General features: G+C 44.9%; 9 protein-coding genes and 1 tRNA gene. 5 read left to right on the forward strand and 5 right to left on the reverse strand.

Annotated elements, in window-relative coordinates:
• Positions 1–127: 127 nt before the first annotated feature.
• From MsAm2_RS00635 to thsB, 4 genes are all read right to left on the reverse strand, one after another.
• The gene (locus MsAm2_RS00635; protein ID WP_338097897.1) at positions 128–4912 is read right to left on the reverse strand and encodes a beta strand repeat-containing protein; all 4785 of its coding nucleotides are present in this window, start codon (positions 4910–4912) and stop codon (positions 128–130) included.
• A gap of 414 nt (positions 4913–5326) precedes the next feature.
• Positions 5327–10894 (reverse strand): beta strand repeat-containing protein, encoded by a 5568-nt coding sequence (locus tag MsAm2_RS00640; RefSeq protein WP_338097898.1) that lies wholly within the window; start codon positions 10892–10894, stop codon positions 5327–5329.
• Between the two features lie 391 nt (positions 10895–11285).
• Entirely contained in the window at positions 11286–17339 is a 6054-nt protein-coding gene (locus tag MsAm2_RS00645; protein WP_338097899.1) for a beta strand repeat-containing protein, read from the reverse strand.
• A gap of 470 nt (positions 17340–17809) precedes the next feature.
• Positions 17810–19447, reverse strand: coding sequence for a thermosome subunit beta (gene thsB / locus MsAm2_RS00650; RefSeq protein WP_338097900.1), 1638 nt, complete (start codon positions 19445–19447; stop codon positions 17810–17812).
• 259 nt (positions 19448–19706) lie between these two features.
• Here thsB and MsAm2_RS00655 point away from each other — a divergent pair, with 259 nt between their 5' ends.
• On the forward strand, positions 19707–20078 hold the full coding sequence (locus MsAm2_RS00655) for a hypothetical protein (protein WP_338097901.1): 372 nt from the start codon (positions 19707–19709) through the stop codon (positions 20076–20078).
• Between the two features lie 193 nt (positions 20079–20271).
• Here MsAm2_RS00655 and MsAm2_RS00660 read toward each other — a convergent pair whose 3' ends face one another.
• Positions 20272–20730, reverse strand: a complete 459-nt coding sequence (locus MsAm2_RS00660; protein ID WP_338097902.1) for a Zn-ribbon domain-containing protein — start codon at positions 20728–20730, stop codon at positions 20272–20274.
• Between the two features lie 280 nt (positions 20731–21010).
• Here MsAm2_RS00660 and MsAm2_RS00665 point away from each other — a divergent pair.
• The 4 genes from MsAm2_RS00665 (at position 21011) to tpiA (ending at position 25189) form a co-directional block, all read left to right on the forward strand.
• Positions 21011–21085: transfer RNA gene (locus MsAm2_RS00665), tRNA-Met, on the forward strand.
• Positions 21086–21397: 312 nt separating this feature from the next.
• Positions 21398–22732: a tryptophan--tRNA ligase gene (locus tag MsAm2_RS00670; RefSeq protein ID WP_338097903.1), complete on the forward strand. Its 1335-nt coding sequence runs from the start codon at positions 21398–21400 to the stop codon at positions 22730–22732.
• Between the two features lie 179 nt (positions 22733–22911).
• Positions 22912–24435 carry a phenylalanine--tRNA ligase subunit alpha gene (gene pheS / locus MsAm2_RS00675; RefSeq protein ID WP_338097904.1) on the forward strand — a complete coding sequence of 508 codons (1524 nt, stop codon included), beginning with the start codon at positions 22912–22914 and terminating at the stop codon, positions 24433–24435.
• A 91-nt stretch (positions 24436–24526) separates the two neighbouring features.
• Complete coding sequence (tpiA, locus tag MsAm2_RS00680) at positions 24527–25189, forward strand: triose-phosphate isomerase (protein ID WP_338097905.1); 663 nt, start codon at positions 24527–24529, stop codon at positions 25187–25189.
• Positions 25190–25213 lie beyond the last annotated feature (24 nt).

Here is a 25213-nt window from a genome sequence, read left to right on the forward strand (position 1 = left end):
ATGAAAAATAAAAACGCAAATTTTTAAAAAATTGTAAAACTAAAAAAGAAAAAACAACATGATTGAAAAATCATGTTGTTTTTTTGAAATTTATTGTTTTTGTTTTTTTCAGGTTCTTTTCGGTTTTTTAGGTTTCCCAAGCTAATATCGGACGGTTTGCACTGGCATCCCACTTCCAAACTCCGCCAGATGAGAAATCCCACGCGAGCGTTGTTGAGGTAGTACCATCAATTGTTCCGGTTCCGTCGAAGAATCCTTGAGTATCGGCATCGTCGCTGTCAACATCCTCACCGTTTTTTCCATTAATCTCATTTGTCCAAGGAACTGGGTTCATTTTGTTCAGACCGTAGTTATTGATATAAGATACATTACTCGGGTCTGTTTCCGGACCTCCTATTCTTCCGATATTTCCGGTTCCCAAAACATTTGGATTTAAGGCGACTGAATTGGATATTTCTCCTCGAATTAACTCGCCGACTAAACCTCCAACATAACCATTTCCTGAAACATCTCCGGATGCATAACACATATCCATTATCAATTGAGTCGTTGGTGTTACGGCTGTACCTCCAACCAATCCGCCGGCATAACTACTGCTGACTGCTGTTCCGGTAACGTCTCCCGTTGCGTAACTATTATTAATTTTAATATCGCCGCCGGAATCGATTGACATGTAACCTACCAAACCCCCGACATTTGATTCGCCTGTCACGGACGTTCCATTGAATTTAGAGTTAGAGATATTACTGCTGATGCCATATCCTATTAAACCGCCGACGCCACTCTTTCCGCCAACAATTCCGGATGCATAGCATTCATCAATTAAAAAGCCATTATCTCCGGGTACGGTTTCTTTTGTGACATATCCAACCAAACCGCCTACTCCCCCCCCGCTTCCTGTAACATCGCCCTCTGCGTGGCTTTTGTTAATCTTAGTGATCCCTCCAGGATTTGGAACGGCCTCGCCAACTAATCCGCCGACAGAGCCGGACCCGAACACATTGCTCTTTGAATAAGATTCTATAATTGTGGATGTGTATGGACGGGGGGTACAATCGTTTCTGCCAAGCGCACCTACTAAACCGCCTACTTTTGTTCCGGAAGGCGCGTTTACTTCTCCGCTTGAGCTGGAGTTCTCAATCACACAACCCACACTGATCGGCGCGAAAACTCCAATAAGACCACCGATACTATTACCGGAGCCGGTGGCGGATACATCTCCAACGGATGACGAATCTTTGACGGAACCGGAAGCATAACCAATCAATCCACCGATACCACTTTCTCCTGTGACGGATGTCCCGTTATAAAGTGCGTTTTCAACGGATCTGCTACTTCCGACCAATCCGCCAACGTTTATCTTACCGATAACGGTTCCGTTCGCATAAATATCTCCGGTTTGAGTAGATACATTACCAACTGCATCACCGATTAATCCGCCCACATCCGTGTTTCCGATAACATTTCCGGTTGTGTAAAAGGTAGAGCCACTTTCGGAAAGTTCATTCCCGCTACCCCCGATCAATCCACCGGTTCTATTGAGTCCCTTTACATCCCCGCTTGCACTAAGGGTTGTGCCTGTTATTGGATCGGTGTCGTTTATTTTTCCGGGGAGTTTTGCGGTGTTCCAACCAATCAATCCACCCGCTTGATTACAATTTTCTGCATCAATTTCATTTGAAGAGGAAACATTGTCTAAGGCCCCATAAGCCGTGTTAAAACCGATTAAGCCACCCACATTGTTTCCACCGGCCATAATCTTTCCTCCGGTAGAAGTTGAATTACGGATTGAGCCGAAATTTTGTCCAACCAATCCGCCGACGTTTGTCTGTAAATTCAAGTCGGGAACCATCATGGTACTTTTAATTTCTTTGCCGGTTGCACTTGAATTGTCGATGAATCCCTGACCCTGCCATCCATTCAAACCGTTTTGCCCGACTAATCCGCCAACATTGGTGTATCCGGTTACGTTTCCAGAGGATGATACATTATTCAGCACCCCGGTGGGGCTGTTCATGCCTATGAATCCACCGATGCAATTGTTTCCAATAACATCTCTGGTCGTTGAAATTGTATATGATGCTGTTCCGGCAACAGTTCCGGTGTTGTTTCCAATGAACCCGCCGACGTTGTCATTTCCTGCAATATATTTTGAAAACACCAAGGTTTCACTCGGCATAATCGTTCCGCTGTTTTTCCCGAAAACCCCGCCGACATTGTTACTGTTTTCGGTACCGGTTACGGTTGAATTCACCGTTGAATTGTTCAGCGTCAAAGCAGCAGAATTGTTGCCGATAAATCCACCGATATTCATTCCTTTTGGGTCGTCTGTTTTCATTCCGGTTCCGACCACTTTGGACACAACGGTTGACGTTGTAATTGTACCATTGTTGTTTCCGATGAAACCGCCGACTTCAGAATGGCCTTTAATTTCAGCCGGACTGGCCGGGTTTCCTGAATCTACTTTTGAGGTTGAAATAATATCTGTAGCAGCGTTGTTGAAAACATTACTGCCGATTAAACCGCCGACATATGTATTTCCTGAAACCAATGTGCCGTTGTAGGTCATTTTTTCAAGAGCTGCGCCATGGTTTGAACCAATAAGGCCGCCGACATAACGGTCTCCTTCAACCGTTCCATTCACGGCGAGGGTGTTTACATTATTGATCTTACCAAAATTTACTCCGATAAAACCACCGCTGAAATTGAGGGCTTCAATGTTTTTGGACAAAACGGTATTTTCATTTATTGTAATGGTTCCCCAATTTCCTCCAAAAACACCACCGACATAGTTACTGTTTGATGTTGTCAATGTAGAATTAACCGTGGAGTTGGTCAGCGTCAAATCAGCCGCATTGCTTCCGATAAATCCGCCGATGTAATCGCCTTTTGTAGCAGCTGTTCCGGTTCCGGTCACATCTGATACAACTGTTGAAGTTGTAATGATTCCACCCGCGTTATTCACACCGATGAAACCGCCAACAAGGTTTACTCCGGAAACATTAACAGGGACTGCAGAGGATCCGACGGCAGAACTTTCAATTGTTCCATTATTGTCTCCAATAAATCCGCCAACTCCTACGAGTCCTACAACAGAAGTGTTGTTGACATTTGAATTATTAATGGGGCCTGTGACTCCAAAATCTTTATTTTGTCCAACAAATCCACCGACATTGGTATTTCCGGTGATTTCAACCGGATTGGCTGAATCACCCGAGTCAACAATTGAGTCTGAAACAGAGCAATATTCATTCGATCCGATTAATCCTCCGATAGAGTTATTTCCGGATACGGAAGAGCCGTTGTATTTCATTCCGGATGTTTCGTTATCATAATTTTCTCCGATTACTCCACCCACACAGTCATTTCCGGTGATTGTTCCATTGACAATAATCAGTTTCGTGGATGTTCCTTCAATTTTTCCTTGGTTCCTTCCAATAAAACCACCGACATGGTCAAGACCGGTTATATCTTCTGAATACACCAATTGTTCCGTGTGGGTGATTGTTGTGTTAATATTCCGTCCGATTACACCACCGACTTCACTGCTGTATTCCGTATTGGTCACACTTGAATTGACACTTGAATTGTTCAAAACCAGATTCCCATCTGAAGTGTAGCCGATAAATCCACCAATTTCCTTGCCCGGATTTGAACTTGTTCCCGTTCCACTGACTTGGGAAACAACAAAAGACGTGGCAATGGTTCCTTCATTGTTGGAGCCGACAAATCCACCAACACTGTCCAAACCGATTACATTAATTCGGGATAAAGGCAAATCGGTAGAACCGGCTGAAGAATCTTTGATAGAACCGGCATTTGCTCCAACCAGGCCGCCGACACATTCATTTCCACGAATTGTTCCGCCAACAACGCTTGAATTTTGGATTGTTCCATTATTATTGAGTCCAACCAGGCCGCCGACGACATCTTTTCCGACAATTTCTTGGCCGGTTAAATCGAGTTTAATGTTTTTAATCTCAGAGTCCTCTGCCACCACACCGAAAATTCCAATTGCGTCGGAATCCGACTCATCAATATAGAACTTTGTTAAAGTATGGCTGTCGCCATCAAATGACCCATCAAAGCCATCTTCCTCATTGATGTTAGAAATATCTCCATTATCTGTTCCAATCGGATCCCAGCCGGAATCATCATTTCCGGCCCGCATATAGGTGTTTGACGCATTATTCCAGTCGTCCGGATATTCCAAATCCGTATCCAATTGGAAGAATAAGCCGCTTCCGTTTCCGTTCGTGAAATATCGAAGCGCGTCAAATTGAACAATGTGCTCCATTGTAAACGGGTCTCCGGCCGCTCCGGTTCCGTCCTCAAACGGATAATTCACGGTTCCCGGGGTTCCGGTTGTCGCTCCATTTGAAATAGAATAAGTATAAGATTCGGCGGCTTCCGGGGTATTGAGCGGAACGCCTTGAATAGATACCAAATACGTTTGTGGTTTTGGTGTGTACGCGACCACGCCGGTTACGGTTCCTGTTCCATTATCTGTTGCATCATTGATGTTTTCAAAAATAACCGTGTTGATTTCCGACGGTCTTGACAGGGTTTCATTGGATTCCACCAAAACCCGAAGCGTACGTGTTGAATTGTCGTAATCGTAAAGCTCCGCCGTAAATTCGCGGGGTTTTGGCGGGTCGACCGGAGGAATATTCGGGTCAGTACCATTTCCGCCCGGTGTCACAACAACCGGACCCGGCGTTCCTGAGCCGCCGTCGCCTTTGTGAATAAATCCTTCACCGGTTGAACCTTGGCCTGAAACAGCGCATGAACAGAGCAAATCACTTTCATCTTTAAAACTTAAGCAAGTCGTAAAGAGAAGAGCCAGCAAAATAACAATTAATATAACAATTGCAATTTTTATGTAATTCTTATTTTTTTCTTTATTTTCCATAATCAGCCCTCATATCGTTTTTTAACTGTTTTTAAATTAAAATATAATTAATAAAATCAACTCATATTTTCCATCTTTCTATATAATACTAATCATTTATTAATTGTTTATAAACAAATCATTTCATTAATTATATTATGATATAAATATAAATATCAGCCTACATGACGCCCTCTATATCTTTTATTTTTGCGAATTTATTTATTGTATTTGAATAAATATAACAATCAAAAATAATCAATCATTTATGATAAAAAACTTGAGAAAATATCAATAATTTCTTGAAAAAAAATGTTCAGATTCTCGACTTTTTAAAAAGCCATGAAATTATGCGCATCCTGTGAAAAATAGAAAAAAACAACATGATCCAATCATGTTGTTTTTTGGAATTTGTTATTTTTTCCTTTAACCTGTTTAATTCTCCCAAGCCAAAATCGGAAGGTCATTTATATCATCCCATTTCCAAACACTCGAAAAATTCCAACGGAGTGTTGTTGAGATGGAATCTTGAACTGTTCCGGTTCCATCGAAGAAACCTTGAGTTTTGGCACAGTCGGTGGCAACATTAGCCCCGTCTTTTGTATATATAATCCAAGCATAAGCCCAATCTTCATAAGTGTTTTCGCCAAGGGCATAATTGTTGGAATAGATCATGGATGGGTCAGGAATGTCGGATGGATCGGGTATGTAGGAGGATGGGTCAGAAATGTCGGGTGGATTGGGTGTGTATGTTGGGTCGAAACTTCCGATTCTTCCGGATGTTTCTCCGGGGACCTCTGTATTCAAATAAACCGAGTTCGAAACAGTTACTCCCCCCGAACCTCGCCCGATCACGCCGCCATTGTAATTTCCTCCGGTGATTTTTCCGGAGGCATAACAACCGTTAATTAAAACAGAGTTCGCTTGTCCGTTGCCTGTGGCATTTCCAACCAATCCGCCGTTTGCCTCTACATTTTCTCCGATCGTAATGTTGCCGGTTGAGCGTGAATTCTCAATAACAACAGGTTTGGATGGTAACGCTGTGATATTTCCGATAAGACCGCCTACGTCTTTTATACGGGGCATGGAGCTTCCCACGTCGGTGACAACAATATCTCCTGTAGCAGTTGAATTTTTAATACTTCCCTTACTGAATCCAACCAACCCGCCGACACAATGAGATTTATTCACATGAATCTCATTGGAAGATGAAACATTATTCAAAACTCCGCCCTCCCGATTTTCTCCAATAAGGCCGCCGACATATCCTCCTATATCGGCTGTAACAATCCCGCCGGAAGAAGTCGAATTGCTGACCGTTCCATTATTCATTCCAATCAATCCACCAGTCCAAACCGTCACGGTTCCCGAGGCGGGGATTTCCGTTGACTTAATTTCTTTGCCGGTTGCGGTTGAGTTGTTAATCATTCCGGTGTTGATTCCAACCAAACCACCGATGTTCCCCTTTCCGGAAACATTTCCGGATGCGGATACGTTTTCCAATTTTCCGCTATTCTCCCCAATTAATCCGCCCGCACGCTCAAAACTCCTTATTGTTCCTGTGGCGGATATTGGTTTGTCTACGGTTCCGGCAATTACTCCACTGTTATTTCCAATAAATCCCCCGACAGAAAATTCACCGGTCACGTCTTTTGAAAATACCAACGGTTCTTCCGGTGTTATTTTTCCACTATTCCTTCCGAAAATGCCGCCGACAAAATGACTTTTTTCGGTGCCGGTTATTGTCGAATTCACCGTGGAATTATTCAACGTCAAATCAGCTGAATTGTTTCCGATAAATCCTCCAACATAAAGACCCGCGGACAGTTCGTCTCCGGTTCCAATCACATTGGATACGACATATGAACCTGTAATTACGGCGGTATTGTTCCCGATGAAACCACCAACGGATTCTCGGCCAGCGATTTCAACCGGATTTGCCGTTTCGGAATCAACACATGACTCAACAATAAGCCCTGTATTTTTTCCAATAAGTCCTCCCACATGTTTGTTTCCTGTTACATTTGTTCCGTTATATTTGGCATTAGATATATTTTTTGTATTTTCCCCAATCAACCCGCCGACGCTTTCACTACTTTTTGCTAAGATCTTGCCGGAAGATGAGGCGGACTGAATAGAACCGGATTTTGTGGAACAGCCAATCAAACCACCAACGTAATAACTACCAGACCCGTCTACGGTCACATCACCGGATGAAAAAACAGTTTGAATCGCACCGGTTTGATTATCTAAACCAATCAACCCGCCAATCTGTCTTCCGGAACCGGTTACCATCACTGAGCCGGAGGAGAAAACAGATTGAATCGCACCGGATTGATTATTCAAACCGATGAGCCCGCCGACATTATTTGCATTGGTTATTATGGTTACAAGTCCGGTCGAATTAGAATTTTTAATCGTTGATGGGTTCGATGAAGTCTCGTCCTCGACAGCGCCAATGAGCCCGCCGACATTTTTTCCGAATCCGCTCACGGTAATGCCGCGGCTTGAATTGGAATTTTCCACCGTCGCTTTGCTGAATCCAATCATTCCTCCTACGTTGGTTCCGGTTCCGGTAATCTTAATTGTTCCGCTTGAATTGGATGCTTGAACCACGGTTTTATTGGCGGCGGTTGTATTGTTGTTGATTCCAATCAATCCTCCGACATTTAATCCGTTTCCGTTTATGATAATCGGTCCGCTTGAATAGGAGGATTGAATTGTGGTTTTATAGGGGCCGGTTGTGCCCTCTCCATTACTGTTTCCGATCAATCCGCTCACATTTTTTCCGTCTCCGGAGATGGTGACCGTGCCGCTTGAATTGGACAAATTGATGTAAATATCATTCTGTGTAACAAGGCTGTTTCCAATGAGTCCGCCTACATTTGATTTTCCCCCAAATGCGTTGACGTCTCCGCTTGAACTTGAATTTTTAACAGAATTGAAGTTTGTACCAATTAAACCACCGGTATCGTTTCCGCCGGTTACCTTGGATCCATTGTAAACAACGTATTCCAAAGAGCCGCTGTTGCTACCGATCAATCCGCCTGTGCTACTGCTTCCGGTAATATTTCCGCTCGCATAAATTTTATTTGTATTCGTTCCTTGGATATTTCCGGAATTGCCGCCCATTAATCCGCCGACAAATGTGTTTCCGATTACGTTCCCCGTCGCAAAAACAGATGAATCCGCATCCAAAATAAATGCGACGGAATTCGAACCGATGAGTCCGCCGACTTTTTGATTTCCTGTCACATTTCCGGTAGCTGAAACAACACCTATAAGGCTCGGTCCCGCATAAGCTGTCGGCCAGACGTTGTTTTGTCCAATCAGGCCGCCCGTTGTCTGTCCGGAGGGAGCGCTCACGTCTTTGGAAGAGGAAACGTGGTCCAAAAATTTACCGGAAGCTCTGGATGTATTCATTTTATTCCATCCGATAAGTCCGCCAATACCGCCGCCATCCGCTCCTGTCACTTTTCCGCCGGATGCCGATGCGTATTTGACCGGGCCCTCATTGTACCCGATGAGTCCGCCGACATTTCCCCCTCCGGTCACATTTCCGGTTACTGAAATTGTATTTGTTTCTGTTCCTTCAATGGACCCGGTGTTGTTCCCAATAAAACCGCCAATGGACGTATCACCGGTAATATCCTTTGAAAACACCAACGCGCTGTTTGGCATAATCTTCCCGCTGTTTTGTCCGATGAGTCCGCCGACATTGTTGCTGTTTTCCGTACCGGTGAGTGTTGAATTCACCATGGAGTTGTTTAACGTCAAAGCAGCGGCATTGTTTCCGATAAATCCGCCGAGGTTCATTCCTTTTGGCTCGTCTGTTTTAATTCCGGTTCCGACCACTTTGGACACAACGGTTGATGTGGTAATGATTCCGCTGTTATTTCCGATGAAACCGCCGACATTGGAATGCCCTGTCACTTTGACCGGGGCGGCAATGGCTCCGACGACGGCGTCCGAAATATGACTTTCAATATTGTTTCCAACAAGTCCGCCGACATATTCCTTTCCGGTTACGTTTCCGGTGAAGGATAAATGAGAAAGCTCGGCACTTACGCCCCAACTGTTTCCGGCCACGCCGCCCACATTTTTGTTTCCGGTTATGTTTCCGGAGGAAGACATGTAAGCTAAGCTTCCGGAGGGTGTATCTCCGACGGCATTTGTTCCGGAATTGTTTCCAATAATGCCGCCGACACTGTCGTTTCCTTCGACATTTCCGGTCACAAGAATCGGAGCGGATGCTGTTCCTTGAATGCTGCCTCTGGTATTCACCCCAATAAAGCCACCGACATCATTGTGGCCTTTGATATTTTTTGAGTATTCCAATTTTTCATTGGCCTTAATTGTTCCACCCGTATTCGATCCAAATACACCGCCGACATAATTGGAATGCTCGGCCGAAACATTGGAATTCACAGTCGAATTGTTCAGTGAAACATTTGTATTTTCATTTTGACCGATAAATCCACCGATATGAACTCCCCATAAAACATTATCCGGATCCTCAATTCCAATTACATTTGCAAAAACAGATGAATTAAAAATTGTTTCGTCACGGCAACCGTCAATCAAAATGTTTCCATTTATACCGATTAAACCGCCGGTATTTTGAATGCCGGTTACGTTGACCGGAGCGGACGCAGACCCGGCAGTTGCATTTGAAATAATTCCTTCTTCGGGGGCATGGAACAGATTACAACCAACCAACCCACCGACCGTATTTTTTCCTGTCACGTTTCCTCTAACGGTCACCGGATTAGTTGCTGTTCCGATAATGTTTCCTTTGAAGTTATAACCCACCAAACCTCCGACCTCAAAATCTCCGGAAACATTAATGGGTGCAGAATCCGAACCGGTACTTGAACTGATGATATCTCCTTGATTTTGTCCGACTAATCCACCGACATTTGATCCATCCCTTATATTAAAAGGTGGATCTATTGTGGGATTTATGTAGGATTTTCCAATGACGGATCCGCCAACGACAGTTGCATTTCGAACGGTTCCTTGGTTGTAACCCAAAAGGCCGCCGACGTTTTCATTTCCGATAATTTCTTGGCCGGTTAAATCAATTTTAATATTCTCAATTTCAGAATTGGGGGCGGTTACCCCAAAAATTCCAATGTTTGCGGAAGTCGGTTCATTCATGTGGAAATTTGTTATAATGTGGCGGTTGCCGTCAAACTTTCCATCGAACGCATCTGTTATGTTGTCTGTTCCAATCGGATCCCAGCCGGTTCCGTCATTTCCGGCCCGCATATAGGTGTTTGACGCATTATTCCAGTCGTCCGGATATTCCAAATTCGTATCCAATTGGAAGAATAAGCCGCTTCCATTTCCATTCGTGAAATACCGAAGCGCGTCAAATTGAACAATGTGCTCCATTGTAAACGGATCTCCGGCCGCTCCGGTTCCGTCCTCAAACGGATAATTCACGGTTCCCGGGGTTCCGGTTGTCGCTCCATTTGAAATAGAATAAGTATAAGATTCGGCGGCTTCCGGGGTATTGAGCGGAACGCCTTGAATAGATACCAAATACGTTTGTGGTTTTGGTGTGTACGCGACCACGCCGGTTACGGTTCCTGTTCCATTATCTGTTGCATCATTGATGTTTTCAAAAATAACCGTGTTGATTTCCGACGGTCTTGACAGGGTTTCATTGGATTCCACCAGAACCCGAAGCGTACGTGTTGAATTGTCGTAATCGTAAAGCTCCGCCGTAAATTCGCGGGGTTTTGGCGGGTCGACCGGAGGAATATTCGGGTCAGTACCATTTCCGCCCGGTGTCACATTTACCGGACCGATGGATCCACCGTCGCCTTTGTGAATAAATCCTTGTCCGGATGAACTTGGACCGGAAACAACGCAGGCGCATGAACACAATAAATCCTGTTCATCCGTACTCAAACAAGTCGTAAAGAGAAGCGCAAGCAAAATAACAAGTAAAATAACGATTGCAATTTTTATTCGCTTCTGTCCATCATTTTTCATAATAAATCCTTCTATTTTTAAGTAAAAATCTACGAATTATATTTTCTAATACAAATACACATATATAATATTGGTCTCTTATTACTATCTCTTTAATATATATTTTTCTCAATATATTCTTTGTTCGACAATATTTTCAAAGTGAAAATTCTTTTTGATTAAAATAAAAAAATAAATGGAAAATCATAAAATAAAAAATGAAGAAAAAAAATGAAGAAAAAAAGTAAAGAAGAAAAGTAAGAAAAAATAAAAAATGAAGAATAAAAATAAAGAAGAAAAGTAAGAAAAAATAAACTAAAAACCATAAACTAAAAATGAAAAATGAAAAGAAACAACATGAATCATGTCATGTTGTCTCAAATTGTTTTACTGAAAAAAAATGCTCATCCGGTCAAGATTGCCAAGCCAAAACCGGGATATTATTCGTCACATCCCATCTCCAAATCGGCGGGTTTCCGTCCGTATCTGTAAAATCCCATCCAAGCGTCGTGTTGTAAAACGCGAGGGTTGCCGCGGTTGCCGCGGTTACATTAGCGCCGTCTTTTCCATTTAAATCACTGGTCCAAGAACCGGTTGGCAAATTGGTTAAACCGTAATTGCCGGAGTAGGCGACTCTTCCGGCTTGCGGTGCCATTATTCCAATCCGCCCTTTGTTTCCGCCGGCAATTTCGGCATTGAGCGCCACACTATTTTGGATAATACTGGATCCGATAACGGTATGCATAAACGCGTTAATTCCGCCGACGGTTCCTAAGACATTTCCATTGGGGAACACTCCTCTGACACGTCCCGTCGCATAACAATTTTTAATTGTCGTGTTCGTACAGCCACGGACCAAACCGGCGGCTTCGGACGCTTCCACATTGCTTTTGGAATAACAATTGGAAACATTCACGGGAACGGAATTGATGATATTATCTATCAGGCCGCCCGCGGAGTTATCTCCTTTCACAAGTTCGTTGTCCGAATATGAATTATAAACCGAACCGGTTGCATATCCTATCAAGCCGCCGACCGCTTGGTAACCGGTGACGTTTCCGCTGGCATTGGATTCATTCACCCAGCCGCTTGTTGCGTTTCCGCTGTGGTATCCGAGAAGACCGCCGACATTTTCTTTTCCGGAGACGGTGTTATTTGAAAAACAGCGGGTAATATTTCCGGAATTGTAACCGATAAGACCGCCTGTGAAATTTCCGGTATTCCCGTAAGTGGAATCATTTTTAATGTATTTTCCTTCGATTGTAAATCCAACCGAACTCGAATTTTGAATCGCCCCATTGGTATTTCTTCCAATCAGGCCGCCGGTGCTGTTATTTTGAGAAAATATTTTTGCGCCTGCGCCGTCTCCAATGGTTTTAGAGTCCTCAATCTTTCCATTGGTGTTGTTGCCGACCAGCCCCCCTGTATTATTCGTTCTTCCGGTCACGTTTGTCCCGTTGTACAAAACGCCGGTCAGATTTCCGGAATTGTTTCCAATCAGCCCGCCGACATCCAATCCGGTTCCGGTGACTTCCGAATTGGAATAAATATAATAACCGGAGCCACCCAAACCGTTTAAATTCCCGGAATTGGTTCCGATAAGTCCGCCGACTGCGGCGATTCCGGTCACGGTCCCGTTGCAAGACAAAACACTGCTTGCGTTCGCGGTTAAACCCGCCGCGTTATTTCCGATGAGTCCGCCGGTGCTGCTACCGGTTCCGGTGGTGGTCACGCGGCTTTCGGAAGACACCGACGAAAGAGCGCCGGAGAGACCATTAAATCCGATGAGGCCGCCGACATTATTACCGGTTGCCGTTACCGTACAGTTGGAACTGAAATTTTGAACGCTGTTGTTGTTGTTTCCAATGAGTCCTCCGACAATTGTTTTTCCGGAAACGGTTCCGATTGTTGAAACACTGGTGGGGGTCGCATTCAATGGTCCGGTATTGGTCCCGATCAGGCCGCCAATACTCGTTCCACCGGTTGAGGAAATATTGACCACAACCGGAGTGGATGATTTTATGGTCAGCACAGCGCTGTTTTGTCCGGCCAAACCGCCGACACTTATCCCATTGTTTGCGGTAATGGAACAATTTACCGTGTTGTTCTCAAAAACAGCGGTCTGCGTATTATTGCCGACAATTCCACCAATGCTGTTTCCGGTGACGGAGTCCGAAATTTTTGCGAACACGGAAGAATTGTTGATGGAGGCACCATTATTTCCAATCAGTCCGCCGACATCTGTTTTCCCGGACACGTTCACCGGTGATCCCGAAATGCCCGCGGAAACATTAAAAATCGGGCCCCGGTTGTATCCGGCAATTCCACCGACATTGGTATTTCCAAAAATAACGAGGTTTGTTCCGGCAACGGAACAATTCATAATCGAGCCGTCTGTTGCCGTATTGGATCCGACAAGGCCGCCGACATTGCTGACGCCGCTCACCGACGAGGCGGAGCTGATATTCAAAATCGTTTTATTGTTTTCTCCGATAAAACCGCCGACAACATCATTTCCGGCAACACCACCCGACATTGAAATGGAATAGGTGTTTAAACCCGACAGCGTTCCGGTATTGTTGCCGATAAAACCGCCGGTATAATTGTATCCGGAAACGTATTGGGTGAAGCTCAAATTTTCAAGAATTGTTATGTTTCCGGAATTGTTTCCAATGACGCCGCCGACATAGTTGCTGGTTTTTGTGGTCAAGGTAGCATCTACGGTTGTATTTTTAAGTGAGATATTTCCACGAGCGCCGTTGCTGCCGATTAAACCACCGATATAATTATTGGTGGCAACAGTTCCACTGGTTCCGTTTCCGGTCACCTCGACCGAAACGGATGAATTTGTCACATTTCCATTGTTTTCTCCGGCAAGACCGCCGACATACATTTTTCCGGTAATGTTTCCAACAACCGTTGAATTGTTAATACTCGCGCCGGCTGAAAAATTGGTGGAGTTATTTTGCCATCCATTTTCGCCGACAAGGCCGCCGACATGGGAATATCCGAGAACGAATACCGGTTTGGAAACTGAACCGGCCGACGTTCTTAAAAGGGCGGAGGTCCCATTCTTTTTCCCAATGAGTCCGCCGACATTTAAATTGCCGGTGACGCTGCTTCCGTTAAATTGTGCGTCTGAAATCGTTCCCGGGCCGGAATTGTTTCCAATAAGTCCGCCGACATTGTCGCTTCCGGGTGCGGAAACGGTTCCGGCGGCGAACACTTGAGCGGTTTGTCCGGAATTAATATTGGATCCGATCAGTCCGCCGATTTCATTTCCGGTTCCGGTCACCGTCACCATTCCGCTGGCATTGGAATTATTAATTGTAATGGCGTTGGGAGAAAACGAATTGCTGCAATTTCCTATGAGTCCGCCAATTTTTTTCCCGTCTCCGGTCACCGTTACGGTGCAGTTGGAAGTGACATTTGTGATTGAATATCCGCTCAGACTAATTCCACAAACGCCGATTAAGCCGCCGATGCCTTCCGGATTTCCGGAGGCGCTGACGACGCCGCTGGATTTTGAATCACCGGTTTTATTGCTGGTCTTGCCGATGAGTCCGCCGACAGAGGTGTTTCCGGTCACGGTTCCCCCGCTGTAAGAGGTGTTCTCGACAATTCCAGCGTTGTTTCCGATGAGTCCGCCGACCGAGGAATTTCCGGTCACATTTGAGGACGCGTAAATTTTTCCGGGGGTTGAACTTTTCACGTCGACGAGGGTATTATTTCCGATAAGTCCGCCGACAGAATCGTTTCCATTCACGTTTCCGGTTGCATAAAACGTTGCGTTGTTTCCGGCAATTTCTCCTTGGTTTATCCCAATAAGTCCTCCTACATTTGTTTTTCCGGAAACATTGCTTGAAGCGGATAAAACCGTGTCGGAAAGTCCGGTTCCGGGGAGCAAAACGGTGTTATTTCCGATGAGCCCTCCGACATTGATTCCATCCGTTGCCGTAATATTTCCGGCGGCAGTTGCGGCTTCCATTTTTCCGGAATTGTAGCCGACAAGACCGCCGACATTTGTCGCGCCGGCCGCCGTTACATGGCTTTGAGAGGTGACGGATGAAAGGTTTCCGGTGTTGATTCCGGTAAAGCCGCTGATGTTGCTTCCGGTGGCGGTGACGGTTCCGTTAGATTTGGAAGTGCTGATATTTTTGTTGTTGATGCCGGCAAGGCCGCCGACGATTGAAATTCCGGAAATGTTTCCGGACGCGTAGGAGGGAGCAAAACTGGTTCCGTTAATGGTTCCGGCATTATTTCCCACCAAGCCGCCAATCCCATTTGAATTTGCGGCAATGATGTCGCTTGTTGAATAAACGGACAGAAGCGTTCCGGTGTTGGACCCGGACAAGCCGCCAATCCAGTTTCCGGGGCCGTTTATAGTGATGGTTCCGGTTGAATTGGAATCCTCAATTCGGTCGTTATTATAACCGGTCAGGCCGCCGATATCGCTGATGTAGGGCGCCGTAATGGTGACAGAGCTGGTGGAATGGGAGCTGTTGATTTTGTAGTTATTACTTCCGATGAGTCCGCCAACGCTGTAAATGTTGGGTCCGGTCACGATCACCGCGCCGCTGGAATTTGAAAAGCTGATGGAATTGTTGTTGTACCCCAAAAGGCCGCCGACCATCACGTTGGTGGCCGAAACTGTTCCGCTGGCTTGTGCTTTTGAAATGACGGCATTGTTATACCCAACAAGCCCTCCTATGCTGTTTCCATCTGTGGAAATCACATCCGCGGTCGTAGACACGGATTCCAGTGTTCCGGGCAGGTAATTGGACCCGATCAGGCCGCCGACTCGGTTTGCATTTGCGTAAATTGTTCCGCTTGATTTGGAACCGGTAACCAGCGCATTGTTGTGTCCGCAAAGGCCGCCGACGTTGTAGGATCCGGTCACGGAGCTGCCATTGTATACGACATTTTCAAGGACCCCGCTGTTGCTTCCGATAAGTCCGCCGACAGAACTATATCCGTTGATGGTTCCATTGGCGTAAATGTTTCCAAAATTAACGCCGGTCATGTTTCCGAAATTGCTTCCGATGAGTCCACCGGTGTAATAGTTTCCGGTCACGTTTCCGGTTGAAAAGTAGGTGCCGGATGAGCCGGTAATATTGCTTTGAGAGCTTCCGATCAGACCGCCGACCGATATATTTCCAATGACGTTTCCGGTTGCGAATATTTGTGTACCGGTGATGCTCTGTCCGATTGTGGCGGAATTGGCTCCAATCAGGCCGCCGACGGAATAACAGTTGGGTGCGGTGACGGTGTTGGAGGAGGAAATGTTATCCAGAGAGTTTGATGCGGAATTGGCTCCGATGAATCCGCCGACATCTTGGCCGTTGTCTTTATTGTTGATGACACTTCCGTCACGGGTGGTTGAATTTTTGATAGAGCCCAGGTTTTTGCCGACCATTCCGCCGGTTGTGGCATTGGTTCCGGTGATGGTTCCACCGGTTATTCTGGCGTTGCTGATGGCTCCGCTATTGTTCCCGACAAGTCCGCCGACAGAATCGTAGCCGGTAATTTCAAGGCCGGTCAAATCAATTTCCAGATTTGTTATTTCAGAGCCGGACGCGGTCGCGCCAAACAAACCGACGTCACTGAAGGTTGGGCGGTGAATGTAAAAATGTGTCATGTTTTTGCCGTTGCCGTCGAGTTTTCCGCCAAAACCATCCCCGGCGCCGGTTCCAATTCCGGTACCGATCGGGTCCCAGCCAAATCCGTCATTGCCGGCGCGGGCGTAGCTGTTGGATATGTTGTTCCAGTCGGCGGGGTAATCCAAATCCGTATCCAGCCGGAAATGCCGGCTGCTACCGTTGGTGCCGGAATAGTATCGTAGGGCGTCAAATTGAACGATATTTTCCATTACAAACGGATTTGTGTTGCTTCCATTTCCGCTTTCAAACGGATAGTTCACGGTTCCGGCATCTCCGGTCACGCCGTTTTGAATGGAGAATGTGTAAGATTTCGCGGTTCCGGGGGATCCGGATGGCAGATGGGTGATGGAAACCAAATAGGTCAATGGGACCGAGGTGTACTCTTCGACATTTGAAATGGTTCCGGTGCCGGTTTCCGATGGTGTGTTGATATTTTTGTATGTCAGGGTATTGATGTTGTTTAAATCGGGAAGGGATTCGTTGAGAGTAATTAAAACGCGAAGCGTTTCGGTTGTTGAATTGTAGTCATAAAGTTCCACGGGAAAATCTCCCGGTTCCGGCGGTTCCGGCGGGACAGGGGTGTTGGAAGAGGTGCCGCCGGTTGTCGGGATGACTGGAACAACGGTTGTATTATTGGTTGGGCCCGGGTCGGGAGAGGATGAATTGGTTGAATGGGTTGAATTTGAAATTGAACATTTGTAGGAATCCGACATGGTTTTGGATTGAAGGCACGTCACAAAAAAAAGGGCAAGCAAAATAACAATTAAAATAATAATGGCAATTTTAATGTAATTTTTAGAATCCATGAAAGAATACTCCGGGTATTAATTTATTTATTCATAAATAATATATTTTTATAGTAATCCTTTTAAAAAACGACATCCATCGTTTATCATATTTACAAAATGAGAATCAAATCATAATTATATTCATATCAATAAATATTATAAAATATATAATATTATCTCACCATCGAATATCTTTGTAATAATACAGACAATTATATACAAAATATTTTATGATAATTATTCCGGGGCAGCCATTTAAAAACAGTCAATAACTTTTTTTGGGTTGTTTGACTTTTTTTAAAAAAAGGATTGTCTTTAGACGCCCGCCCTCAAAAACTGTAAACTTAAAAAGAGAAATGCGGCAAATTATGAAAATAAAAAAAGGGTGCAGCATTTTAATGCTGCAAATTATGAAAATAAAAAAAGGGTGCAGCATTTTAATGCTGCAAATTGTTTTTATTTTATTTGAATTTTTGAGGACCGGACACTTACATGTCCATTCCCATGTCGCCCATTCCCGGCATGCCGCCCGGAGCTCCGCCCGGCGCGCCTTGGGATTTGGTGGTGGCGATCACGTCGTCAATCCGAAGAATCATAACGGCCGACTCGGTTGCGGCGTTGATGACTTGGGTTTTGACACGGAGCGGCTCGACAACGACTTCTTTCCACATGTCGACAACTTCTCCCTTGAACACGTCAAGGCCTGCTGTTTTCATGCCTTTTTCGTGTGCGGAGCGAAGTGCCATGAGCATGTCAATCGGGTCAAGACCGGCGTTTTCCGCAAGGGTCTTCGGGATAATTTCAAAAGCTTCGGCATAAGCCCGAACCGCCAACTGTTCCCGTCCTTCCAGGGTCGAAGCGTATTCGTTTAACCGCAGAGAAAGTTCGACTTCTGGAGAACCGCCGCCGGCCACCAATTTCTTGTCTTCAATCGCCACGCCGACGACGCGAAGCGCGTCTTCCAGAGCGGTTTCGACACTGTCAATCACGTGGTCGGTTCCGCCGCGCAAAAGGATGGAGACGGATTTTGGGTTGTTGCATCCGGTCACAAAGACCATCGGTTCGCCCGAAATTTTCTTTTCTTCCACAATGGCGGCGTATCCCAAATCCTCTTTGGAGATTTCGTCAAAGTTGGAAATAAGGTTGGCGCCGGTGGCGCGGGATAATTTTTCCATGTCGCTTTTCTTCACCCGGCGCACGACAAAGAGGCCGAGTTTGGTCAAGAAGTGCTGGGCCATGTCGTCCACGCCTTTTTGGCAGAAAACAACACTTGCACCGCTTTTTCCGACTTTGTCCACCAAGTCTTTAATCATTTTTTCTTCTTGGTCGAGGAAGAGTTGGAGCTGGTCCGGAGACGTAATGGAAATTTCGGCATCGACTTCTGTGTTTTTGAGTTCGATGGCTTCGTTGAGGAGCAAAATCTTGGCATCCTTGACAACTTCGGGCATGTTGGGGTGGACCCGTTCTTTGTCAATAATCATACCGGCGATAAGTTCGGAATCTTCCACACGGCCGCCGACCTTTTTAATCACGTTGATTTGTTCGCGGTCGACTACTTTTTTGCCACCGATCTCATCGACGACGCTGGTCACGGCTTTTACGGAAATGCCGGCCAAGAGCGCTTTTGCGGATTCGGCACCTTTTCCGGTGATGGCGGTGGAGGCGATGCTGGTTAAAAGTTTCTCATCATCAATTTTCACATCTTTGGCAAGACCGTTGACGATTTCAATGGCTTTGTTGGCCGCAAGGCGGTAGCCGGACGCAATGACAGTTGGGTGGATTTCCATTTCAATCAGGTCTTCCGCCTTCTTTAAGAGTTCTCCGGCAACAACGGCCGCGCTTGTGGTTCCGTCGCCGACTTCTTCGTCTTGGGTTTTAGAAACTTCGACGATCATTTTCGCGGCCGGGTGTTCAATGTCCATTTCTTTTAAGATTGTAGCACCGTCGTTTGTGATGGTGACATCGCCCATGGAGTCGACGAGCATTTTGTCCATGCCTTTGGGGCCGAGGGTGGTGCGAACGGCTTCCGCAACGGCTTTTGCAGCCATAATGTTGTTGCTTTGAGCGTCGCGTCCGCGGGTGCGTTTACTTCCTTCCTTTAAGATAAAAATAGGTTGTCCTGACATTTTATTTGTTCCTTAATTTTATTATTGTAAATTTGATTCGAAATGTAGAAAAAAACCGGTTTTTGAAAAATTGCACTTGACGCATCCCAAAATAATCTTTTTATTCCTGCGGCCCAATGTCTAAGGCAGCTTCCAAAGATCAATTTCATTTCCTTCGCCGGACAAATGTCTAAAGCCGGGTCGGTTTTTTAAAAACCCGCGCTTATGATGGATCATTTTAAATTTTTCCGGACAATTTTTCAAAAATAACAACAATCCTATGACAGATATTCTATATATATGTTTTGACTATATCCTTTGTGATGATGGCTGCCGATATTTAAAATGGAAAAACCATCCGGCGGTTTTTTTGAAATTAAAAATTTGCGGCCATTACGAGCGTGTGGGCGGCGCGGCACAAAAAACCATACGGCAACACCATACGGCAACACCATACGACCTCAAAAGCAACGATTATTCCAATTCAAGCAAACCTCCCCGAAAATTCGGACGCGTACCGCATCCGAATTTCTCGGATTCCAAGTATAATAAGAAATATGTGGATAAATGGAACGCAGCAATACAGAAAAATAGTTTAGATGCAGCAATACAGAAAAATAGTCTAGATACAGCAACACAGAAAAATAGTTAACAACTGCATCATCTATGAATTTAAAATAAAATCCGACCCGGGGATTTTAAAGATCATTCTTAAAAATTTGCTGCGATAACGCACGGCGACAGCGCAAAAAACAGGATTAGAAAAATCGTAAAAAAAGTGAAAAATAAGAGAAAATCAGAAAAGTGAAAAATAAGAAAAAATAATTTTTTTTATTTCATTACTTTTATTTTCTTTTGGATTTTCCTTTTTTGGCGGATTGCTGAAGAATCACCGGCAAATCAATGGCATACTGCCCTTCTTCTTTGATTCCGACGACGATTTCTTCTTTATCCATAATGGATCCCAAGTTGAGTTCATACGATCCGGAATCTAAAATTCGGATGGAATCGACGCGGTTTCTGTCCGGTTCTTGTTTTTTCATTTCGTCCGAATCCAAAACATTGTCGATGTTTTCCAAAACACGGTTGATGGAATCGGATTGATCGATTTTTGCATCCGGCCACTTTGTTTTTTCAATTTCGGAAAAGCCGGAACTGTCGGCGTCCGCACGTGAACTGTCTGCCGCAACCACCTCTTCTCGAACGTAAAGGAATTTTCCCCATTTGCATTGAGGACATCCGGTCAAAATGACAGAGTCTCCGTCACTGAAAATTGCACCGCATTTCGTACATCTGTGTGGCATTTGGGTTTCACCGGAAATGAATTGGAATAATGATTAAAATAAAAAAATTAAACAAATAATTGTAGTACAGCCTTACGGTATTTAAAGATTTATTCTTTTTTGTTTCTTTTTGTTTCTTTTTTTGATTTTTTCAAATATTGAAAAATTTCCCGTGCCTCCAATCCATAACTATTTATAAAATCAATCTGTTTTAGGATTGCAAATCAGCCAGGTCTTGAAAGATTTGAGCCGGTTGCATGCTTTTATTGTTTTAATTTTGAAATACTTGGCAAAGCGATAAAGCGAGGTAGGGTAGCCAGGAGATCCCGACGGGCTCATAACCCGTAGACCGATGGTTCGAATCCATCCCTCGCTACTATTTTTATTTTATATTTGTTTTTATTTTATTTACATCTGTTTTTATTTACATCTGTTTTTGTTTTCATCATTTTTTCTATTTTTTCTATTTTCTATTATAATATGTATTTTCTTGTTTTTTGAGGAGCCTCCTGCGTGCGTTATAGCGACAAATTTTTAATTTTGTTCAACAAAAACAGCGGTCCGGCTTTTATTTAAATTTGAAAAATTACAGCGTCTGTTTTTTGATGTGTTCCATTGTTTGATTTTCATAAAGAACATATATAATGAACGAATTAAGGAAATCAGAAATCTTGTTTTATGTGATGATATGACTCAAAAATTAGACCCGTGGAAATCTTCTGAAATCAGTGATTACGCCAAACTTTTTGAAGAATTCGGCATTTCGCCGTTTGCGGACGTGCTTTCGCACATTCCAAATCCGCATAAATTCATGAGACGTGGCGTAATTTTCGGACACCGTAATTTTGAATCCATCGTCCACGCGCTGAACGCAAAAAAACCCTTTGTTGTCCTGGATGGATTTATGCCGACCGGGCGGGCACATTTCGGCCACAAAATGGTGATGGATCAAATCATTTGGTATCAACAAAACGGGGCGATGGCCGTTGTTGGGATTGCGGATCGGGAAGCGCATGCTGTCCGCGGTCTTTCCTGGGCGGAATGCAAACGAATCGGCGTTGAAGAATATCTTATCAGTTTGATCGCGCTCGGTCTTGATCCGAACCGCTCTCGCTTATATTTCCAATCGGAATGCCTTCCCGTTATGAATTTAGCATTCGAATTGGGGACAAAGGTGAATTTGTCGGAATTGTCCGCAATCTATGGTTTTTCCGGGGAAACACATCTGTCCCATATGGTCAGCACGGTGACGCAAGGCGCCGACATTTTACATTCCCAACTTTTGGAATTCGAAGGACCGATTCCGGTGGTCGTTCCGGTGGGGGCCGACCAAGATCCACACATCCGGTTGACACGGGATATTGCGTCTAAAATGAATCTTTTTTTGATTGAGGTGCGAAAAGACAAAGATGGGAAGAATTATTTCAGCGTCCGCGGTAAAGGGGCGCCGGAAGACTCATTTTTGCGGATTGAGACTCAATTAAAAGCGCGGATGAAAACAAAATTTACGGCAAAAGTTTCCAAGGAACATATGGATATTTTCGGGATTTTTGAGGAGGCTGATGAGGAAATTCTTCGTACGGCGGTTCAGGAAATTGAATTGGAATTAGGCGGCTACGCGTTTATTCCGCCGTCCTCCACTTACCACCGTTTCATGAGCGGTCTTACCGGCGGAAAAATGTCGAGCAGTATTCCGGAAAGCAATATCGGGCTTTCAGAAGACCCCAAATCGGCCGCCAAAAAGGTGATGCGCTCCAAAACCGGTGGGCGGGCAACCGTTGAAGAACAAAAAGAACTCGGCGGAGAGCCGAACAAGTGTTCCGTCTATGAGTTATTTTATTTCCATTTGGTGGACGACGACAACGAACTTCTCCAAATCCAAAAGGAATGCGAAAGCGGAGAACTTTTGTGCGGAACCTGCAAGAAAAACGCGGCGGAAAAAATTGAAGCGTTTTTGACGGACCACCAGGAAAAACGAAGAATCGCACGGGAACGGTTGTGTGAATTCGGCATTCAATATTAAATTTATAATCTGTTACACAAATTATACAATAATAATTATCAAATTACTTAATAACAATCCATACAATTATTATTCATTCCATTACAATTCAATAACAAATTACAATTCAATAACAAATTACAATTCAATAACAAATCACATTTAAATCCATAAACTCTTAAAAATGAATTAAATAAGAAATGGCAATCGGTATTATGACGGATTATGACTTAACCAATAATGAAAAAAAGGTTCTCCTGGCGTTAAACGAATTGGGAACGGCCGAACTCAAAGACCTTGTTGAAATTTCCGACCTCAACGCGGACGCGTCCATGCAGGCGGCCTTTTTCTTGGAAGAAAAAGGTCTTTGTAAGGTGACCGAAACGTCTTTTGAACTCTACGGTTTGTCCGAGGAAGGAAAACTGTACGCAAAAGAAGGTTTGCCGGAACGGCAAATTATGGACAACATCGACGGTCCGACGCCGCTTGAAAACTTGAGAAAAAAGTTTTCGCCTCAGCTGGTCGGAATTGCGACCGGTTGGCTGATTAAAAAGAAATGGGCAAAAATCGATGACGGCATTCTGATTCCTCTTTCCGGTGTTTCAAAAGGCGAGGATGAAAAAGTATTAAGCGGCCTTTATGAAAATTCTTTGGAAAATGACACGTTTGATCCGGTTTTTGAATTGCCTGAAGAAGCAGCCTCCAAAAGTACGATTCAAGAGCTTTTGAAGCGGAAATTGCTTGAGAAAGACGACTATGTCACTCGGGAAATTGAGATTACCCCGGCCGGAAAAAAGCTGGCGGGCGCGGGGATTATCATTGCGGAAGAAATTGCGCAAATCACACCCGAGCTTTTAAAAAGTGGAGAATGGGAAGGAAAAACCTACCGCCCGTACAAGATTCAAAAACCGGTCAAACCGGTTTACGGCGCGAAAATTCATCCCTACCAACGCATGATCGACCAAATGCGCCAGATTTTTTTGGAAATGGGATTTACGGAAATCAAAGGCAACATCGTCCAATCTTCTTTTTGGAACTTTGACGCCCTGTTCCAGCCGCAAGACCATCCGGCCCGGGAAATGCAGGACACGTTTCACTTGGGAGAACGCTCGCCGCTTCCGGAAGAGTTTGTCGATAAAGTGCGGGCTTGTCATGAAACCGGCGGAAATACGGGTTCATCCGGCTGGGGCGGCAAATGGAGCGCCGACATTTCCGAAAAGAACGTGCTTCGGACGCATACGACCGCTGTGACGATTAAATATTTGGCCGACCACCCGAAAGGTCCTGTCAAAGTGTTTTCGATTGACCGTGCCTACCGCCGGGAAACGATTGACCCGACCCACACGCCGGAATTTGAGCAGCTGGAAGGCATTGTTATGGACAAGGACATGAGTTTTTCCAATTTGCTCGGCTGTCTCAAAGAATTCTACAACCGCATGGGATTTTCCGAAGTGCGTTTCCGTCCGGGCTATTTCCCGTACACGGAACCCAGTGTCGAGCCGGAAGTCTACATCGAAGGAATGGGCTGGGTAGAACTCGGCGGTGCCGGAGTTTTCAGAAAAGAAGTGACGGAGCCCTTTGGAATTTCCGAACCGGTCTTAGCGTGGGGTCTTGGCGTCAGCCGAGTGGCGATGCTCAAACTCGGGCTGAAAGATTTGCGGGAACTTTACCAATCCGATATCGACTGGCTTAGAAAAAGTGAAATCGGAAATGATATTCAATAATTTCCGGATGAATCTCCTCTCTTGCTTCTAAAAAATCATAACCCAAATCCTAACCCAAACTCATAACCCAAAATCAAATTCAGGTGAACAAATGGTTTTTATTTTACTCAACTGTAAAACGTATGACGAAGCCACCGGGACAAATGCGGTTTCCATCGCCAAAGCTTGCCGGGATGTTTCCGAGTCGTCCGGACTTGAAATTGCGGTGGCGCCCCAATTTCCCGATTTGTTTCGGGTCGCTTCGGCGGTCAAAGTTCCGGTTTTCGCGCAGCATGTCGATGGTTCCGGTGCCGGAAGTTATACGGGAAGCATTTATGTCAAAGGCATTAAAGAAGCCGGTGCGGTTGGCAGTTTAATCAATCATTCTGAAAAACGCCTGACTTTGGCGGAAATCGAAAAATCACTGTCGGTCCTTCAAGAAAATAAAATGCGCAGTGTCATTTGCACGAACAACGTGGCAACCACGGCGGCGGCGGCGGCGCTTTTCCCGGATTATGTCGCCATTGAACCGCCTGAACTCATCGGTTCGGGAATCGCGGTTTCAACCGCCAACCCGAAAATTATTTCAGATTCGGTGGACGCGGTGAAAAAAATCAACAAAAAAACGGTTGTTTTGTGCGGCGCGGGAATTTCCAAGGGAGAAGACTTAAAAGCGGCGCTTGAACTTGGGGCGGGCGGCGTTTTGCTGGCCTCGGGAATTATCAAATCCAAAGATCCGAAAGCAGCTCTGGAAGGATTGGTCTCTCTCATTTAATCTCTTAAATTCAAAATTATATTC

This window comes from Methanolapillus ohkumae (assembly GCF_032594355.1).
Taxonomy (GTDB): domain Archaea; phylum Halobacteriota; class Methanosarcinia; order Methanosarcinales; family Methanosarcinaceae; genus Methanolapillus; species Methanolapillus ohkumae.

What these genes read in the sequence shown, in the direction of transcription:
- MsAm2_RS00635 (WP_338097897.1), bottom strand. Translation starts at nt 4,912, where the DNA reads ATGGAAAATAAAGAAAAAAATAAGAATTACATAAAAATTGCAATTGTT.
- MsAm2_RS00640 (WP_338097898.1), bottom strand. Translation starts at nt 10,894, where the DNA reads ATGAAAAATGATGGACAGAAGCGAATAAAAATTGCAATCGTTATTTTA.
- MsAm2_RS00645 (WP_338097899.1), bottom strand. Translation starts at nt 17,339, where the DNA reads ATGGATTCTAAAAATTACATTAAAATTGCCATTATTATTTTAATTGTT.
- thsB (WP_338097900.1), bottom strand. Translation starts at nt 19,447, where the DNA reads ATGTCAGGACAACCTATTTTTATCTTAAAGGAAGGAAGTAAACGCACC.
- MsAm2_RS00655 (WP_338097901.1), top strand. Translation starts at nt 19,707, where the DNA reads ATGACAGATATTCTATATATATGTTTTGACTATATCCTTTGTGATGAT.
- MsAm2_RS00660 (WP_338097902.1), bottom strand. Translation starts at nt 20,730, where the DNA reads ATGCCACACAGATGTACGAAATGCGGTGCAATTTTCAGTGACGGAGAC.
- MsAm2_RS00670 (WP_338097903.1), top strand. Translation starts at nt 21,398, where the DNA reads ATGACTCAAAAATTAGACCCGTGGAAATCTTCTGAAATCAGTGATTAC.
- pheS (WP_338097904.1), top strand. Translation starts at nt 22,912, where the DNA reads ATGGCAATCGGTATTATGACGGATTATGACTTAACCAATAATGAAAAA.
- tpiA (WP_338097905.1), top strand. Translation starts at nt 24,527, where the DNA reads ATGGTTTTTATTTTACTCAACTGTAAAACGTATGACGAAGCCACCGGG.